Genomic DNA, 5,014 nt, shown 5'->3' with positions numbered 1-5,014 from the left:
CCAGTAGTTGCTTTTGTTTTCAGGTGTGCCATGACGATTATAGCAAAGGGATTGCTGCTTGCTTCTAGTTCTGACCAGCTTTCCTCATAGTCCAGTAATTTGACTGTTGGGAATTTCAGACTCACTTCACAGCCGGCGATATTATAATTATAAGAATCTGGTCGCCAATTTACTCGTTCATCCCCTAATATAGCGAGACTGATAACCGGTTTCTGATACAAATCAAAGGCACGATAGTTATAAATATACATCCTCTGAGGGAAATTTTCTTCGTATTGACTTTGAATTTCAATATGAATCAAAATCCACACTTCTTCACCCCTGAGTAACCAGACTTTATAGAGTTTGTCAGCGAAACGTTTTTTTGTCTTTGCTGAAGCGGTAATCCGTTTGAGTTCTTTTTCCAGAGATTCGGGAATTTTTGTCCAATCAATTAATTGGTGAACTTCAGGAAAAAAGAAGTATAAAAACGCTTCAAAATACTCGCTTAATGCTTCTTTCCAGGGTTCATCATAATTGGCGGTTGTTTGTTTCATTATGACAATTTTAGTGGGTTGTTGTCAGAAGGCGAACGCTAACGTCAAAACTAAGCAGTTAAAGTATTTAACCAATTGATTAAATCTTCAACTGTAGAGAAATCGAATAAAGCTTCTGCTAATGCTTCGACATCATCAATACTTAACTCCATAATTTGAGTTTCTAATGAAGGATTAATCTCCCCTAACTTGCGTTTAAGTTGACGAAGAATCAATGTCTTTTCCCGTTCGATACCGCGTTCGATACCCCGTTCAATACCTTGTTCGATACCTTGTTCGATACCGCGTTCGATACCTTGTTCGATACCTTGTTCAATACCTTGACGCATCCAACTGGTGGTAATTTGCATAACTCCCTCCTGTACGGGTTGACTAAATGTGCTAATCTCTTCTTGAAATTGTCTCTCTTCCACCGGATTTAGATTGAGATATGTATCAATAAATCCGGAAATTAATTGCATTCTTGCCGCATCTAACCTTAAAGTGATTAACAAGCGCAGACATTCCGCCTTCACCTTAGCTCGCTCTTTCTCGGCAATGTTCATCTTCGCCATCAAAGCTGAAGCAACTGGATTCGTTTGATTGAGAAAATCTCGCCAATTTAATCGATTTAACTGCACTACTTGATAATTAAATTCTAAGACTTTTAAATCGGGAAAATCGACTACATATTGACTAATCGCTGCTCTTTTTGGCTTTGAATAAGAGAAAATGACAATCGGATAAATCGGTAAGACAAATTTCTCATGAAAGCGAGCAAAATAAGTAAACATTCGCCGGTTAAACCACTTGCGGGAACTTTCCTGCGCCTCTACATGAATCAGGAAAAAAGATTCTTTTCCTCGAAACTTAACCTGTGCGACTAAATCGCTTTCATACCTTTCTCCTTCTGTGACATCGGTAAATACTTCTTTGTCTAAAAAAGTAATCGAGTCCCTATCTAAATAATCGATTAATTGAGGAAAAAATAACTCAATAAATTCGACCAAAAAGGTGGAGATTAACTCCTTAAATAAGCGATCATGGTCAATATTATTAGTCATGTAATATCATCTTAACTAATCTGAGTGATGAATGACTACTCTTCTCTATTGTATTCTGAAAAGTCGGTTTTGGCAACAGATTGTTATGACTTTACCCCTTTAACCTACGAGGAGAGGGGGATGCTTCCCGCAAAAAAACCCGCAGAAAACGGGTTTATCGAAGAAACCCGTTTTCTATTTCCAGGGTTCATCATAATTGATTGTAGGGCTAATTCATGAATTAGCCCTACAGCTATTACCTAGCTATATTCCACTGCTAAATCGAGCGACTCTTGTTCCCCACTTAAGCCCGCCATAAAAGGCCCTATTCGTTGATTAAACACTATTATAGGAAAGATGCAATGCAATCCTTGCTATCAAAGTAATTTCAGTTCCAGGCTGATTCGGAGCATCTTTCAATTTGACAAGGCCGAAAAATCCCCTATCCCCCAATAACTAAAGGAAAGATAAAGTTATCGATCGCCCTCCGGAGCCAGTGTCAGAATAAAAGCAGGGAGATGACCAAGGAAAACCGACAACTCTCCATCTTTTTCCCGTCATCGCCCCTAAAATTTATTTGGTTCAGATTTATGCAAACTGCCAATCCTCGTCAAACGGAGAAAAAAGAGCATCCCAGTGGCGATAAACGCTTCAAAGTCCTCGACATTACCATGAAGCGGGCAGGATATAATCAATCAGCCCTGATTGAAGTCCTGCACAAAGCCCAAGAAGCCTTTGGATTCCTAGAAGAAGATGTTCTCCTCTACGTTGCCCGGGCGCTAAAACTGCCCCTCAGTCGCGTCTATGGGGTAGCAACCTTCTACCATCTCTTTTCCCTGAAACCGGCGGGAAAACACACCTGTATCATCTGTATGGGGACTGCTTGTTATGTCAAAGGCAGCGGCAAAATCCTCGAAGACATCGAAAACGCCTTTGATGTCAAAGTGGGAGAAACCACCGCCGATGGAGAAATTTCCCTAGTGTCGGCCCGTTGTATCGGGGCCTGTGGGATTGCGCCGGCCGTGGTCTTCGATGGAGTCGTGGCCCCTAAACAAGATTCGGAAACTGTCTTAGCGAAACTACAGAGTTTCTCCCAGTAATTTTTCACTCTAGTGGATTGAGAAGAATATGGACTTACAAGAATTATTGGCAGTGGCCGAGAAAGAAAAAACTAGACAAAAAAGCATCCGGGTGCATTGTTGCACTTCCACCGGTTGCCAAGCTGCTAACTCCCTCCAAATCAAAAAAAACCTCGCCACTGCCGTCAAAGAAGCAGACCTAGAGGATACAGTCGAAGTGGTCGGGGTCGGTTGTATGGGTTTTTGTGGTCGCGGTCCGTTGGTGGAAGTGGATCCCCAGGATCTCTTATACGAAGAAGTCACCCCGGAAAGTGCGGCCAGCATTATTGCGGCCTTAAACGGCGGCAAAACCGAGGTGCAATTAGGGGACTCAAAACATCCCTTTTTCTCCCATCAAGTCAAAATTGTCCGGGAAAATAGCGGTAAAATCGATCCCGATCGCATTGAGGAATATATCGCCGTCGGGGGTTATCAATCTCTCTACAAGGCCCTCTACGAGATGACTCCGGCCCAGGTGGTGGAGGAAATCACCAAAAGCGGTTTGCGCGGCCGGGGAGGTGCGGGTTATCCCACCGGTTTAAAATGGGCGACGGTGGCTAAACAACCGGGTAAACAAAAATACGTTATCTGTAATGCCGATGAAGGCGACCCCGGGGCGTTTATGGACCGTAGTGTCTTGGAAAGTGACCCCCATTTAGTCCTGGAAGGAATGGCGATCGCTGCCTATGCTGTGGGGGCGGATCATGGTTATATCTATGTTAGAGCCGAATATCCTCTGGCGATCGATCGTCTGCAAAAAGCGATTAATCAGGCCAAAAAATTTGGTTTAATGGGTTCCCAAGTATTCGAGTCCACTTTCGATTTTAAGGTAGATATCCGCATCGGGGCGGGGGCCTTTGTCTGTGGAGAGGAAACCGCTCTCATCCATTCCATTGAAGGCGGCCGCGGTACTCCCCGCACCCGTCCCCCCTATCCGGCCCAATCGGGTCTCGATGGTTGTCCCACCCTGATTAATAACGTGGAGTCCTACGCTAATATCGCCGCTATTATCCGCGAGGGGGCCGCTTGGTACGCCAATATCGGTACTGCCAGCAGTAAAGGCACAAAAATCTTCGCTTTGACGGGAAAAATTCGCAATAATGGGCTGATTGAAGTGCCGATGGGTATTACTCTCCGGGAAATTGTCGAGGAGATGGGGGGTGGTGTTCCCGATGGTCAAGTGAAAGCGGTACAAACCGGCGGCCCCTCTGGGGGTTGTATTCCCGCTAATTTACTCGATACTCCCGTGGATTACGAATCCTTAGCCAAACTCGGTTCGATGATGGGATCTGGGGGGATGGTGGTTATGGATGATACCACCAGTATGGTGGAAGTGGCGAAATTCTATATGGAGTTCTGTCGCGAGGAGTCCTGTGGTAAATGTATCCCCTGTCGCACGGGAACAGTACAAATGTTTGAATTATTGGCCAAAATTATCGCTCGAAAAGCCGATATTCACGACCTCGAAAACCTAGAACATCTCTGTCAAATGGTCAAAGAAACCAGTCTTTGTGGTCTTGGTCAAAGCGCTCCCAATCCGATTTTAAGTACCCTAAAGTATTTTAAGGAGGAATATCTGGCTCTGTTAGAGGAAATCAAGCACCCCGTCTCTGTTTGAGATTGACATCCTCACCGCCGGGGCCGGACGGTGATGACCAGCAGATCAAACAAACTTAATTGAACGATCTTCGGTTGGGTTGACGCTTCACGGGATGCTGCTTCTTTAACAGAAGTCTTACACTTTCCTCTGCGTCCGTTTTTTGAGGTCTCCGATTGCCCACCGGCGACCTTGATATTAATTGCGGCGTTCACGTCTCGATCATGGAAAGTCCCACAGAAAAGACATTCCCACTCACGGATATTTAACGCTTTCTTCCCGCCGATATTCCCACAACAGGAACACCTCTGAGACGTTGGCTCCCATCGGGAAATTATCCGAAAATCACGCCCATATTTGTCAGATTTTGCCGATAGCATATCTCGAAAAGAACGCCATCCTAAATCTGATATAGCACGGGACAACTTGCGATTTTTAACCATTCCCGATGTGTTTAAATCCTCTAAAATTATCGTTTGATTTTCACGAACAACTCTAGTGGATAGTTTCTGCAAGAAATCAGTACGAGTGTCTTTAATCTTTGCGTGGATTTTAGCCACTCGTTTTCTTGTTTTTTCCCGTCGGTTACTTCCTTTTTGCTTTCTAGAAAGGTTTTTCTGTGCTTTTCTTAGTCGTTTTAATCGTTTCTTTAACGGTTTCGGTGCGTCTATCTTTTCTCCTGTTGAGAGGGTAGCAAAGGTAGCAATCCCTAGATCAATTCCCACTGACTCCCCATTATTG

General features: G+C 44.2%; 5 protein-coding genes. 2 read left to right on the top strand and 3 right to left on the bottom strand.

Annotation, left to right across the window (positions count from 1 at the left end; translation table 11 throughout):
* Positions 1–536: RpnC/YadD family protein (locus O9290_RS00865; RefSeq protein ID WP_288086607.1), on the bottom strand; the 536-nt coding region annotated here is incomplete at its 3' end.
* Between the two features lie 50 nt (positions 537–586).
* Positions 587–1,579 (bottom strand): DUF4351 domain-containing protein, encoded by a 993-nt coding sequence (locus O9290_RS00860; RefSeq protein WP_288086606.1) that lies wholly within the window; start codon positions 1,577–1,579, stop codon positions 587–589.
* A 569-nt stretch (positions 1,580–2,148) separates the two neighbouring features.
* Between O9290_RS00860 and hoxE the strand changes: the two genes are divergently transcribed.
* Together hoxE and nuoF are read left to right on the top strand one after the other, a co-directional pair.
* Positions 2,149–2,658: a bidirectional hydrogenase complex protein HoxE gene (hoxE, locus tag O9290_RS00855; RefSeq protein ID WP_002762924.1), complete on the top strand. Its 510-nt coding sequence runs from the start codon at positions 2,149–2,151 to the stop codon at positions 2,656–2,658.
* A 28-nt stretch (positions 2,659–2,686) separates the two neighbouring features.
* Positions 2,687–4,294 carry an NADH-quinone oxidoreductase subunit NuoF gene (gene nuoF / locus O9290_RS00850; RefSeq protein ID WP_288054852.1) on the top strand — a complete coding sequence of 536 codons (1,608 nt, stop codon included), beginning with the start codon at positions 2,687–2,689 and terminating at the stop codon, positions 4,292–4,294.
* An 11-nt stretch (positions 4,295–4,305) separates the two neighbouring features.
* On the opposite strand, the gene O9290_RS00845 is transcribed toward nuoF, so the two are convergent.
* A partial coding sequence (locus tag O9290_RS00845; RefSeq protein WP_288086605.1) for an RNA-guided endonuclease TnpB family protein occupies positions 4,306–5,014 on the bottom strand: 709 nt, incomplete at its 5' end.

This window comes from Microcystis sp. LE19-41.2A (assembly GCF_027530405.1).
Taxonomy (GTDB): domain Bacteria; phylum Cyanobacteriota; class Cyanobacteriia; order Cyanobacteriales; family Microcystaceae; genus Microcystis; species Microcystis aeruginosa.
This window is presented reverse-complemented; position numbering and strand designations above follow the sequence as displayed.

Excerpts from the sequence above, each read along its gene's own strand:
- hoxE (WP_002762924.1), top strand. The coding sequence starts at position 2,149 with ATGCAAACTGCCAATCCTCGTCAAACGGAGAAAAAAGAGCATCCCAGT.
- nuoF (WP_288054852.1), top strand. The coding sequence starts at position 2,687 with ATGGACTTACAAGAATTATTGGCAGTGGCCGAGAAAGAAAAAACTAGA.
- O9290_RS00860 (WP_288086606.1), bottom strand. The coding sequence starts at position 1,579 with ATGACTAATAATATTGACCATGATCGCTTATTTAAGGAGTTAATCTCC.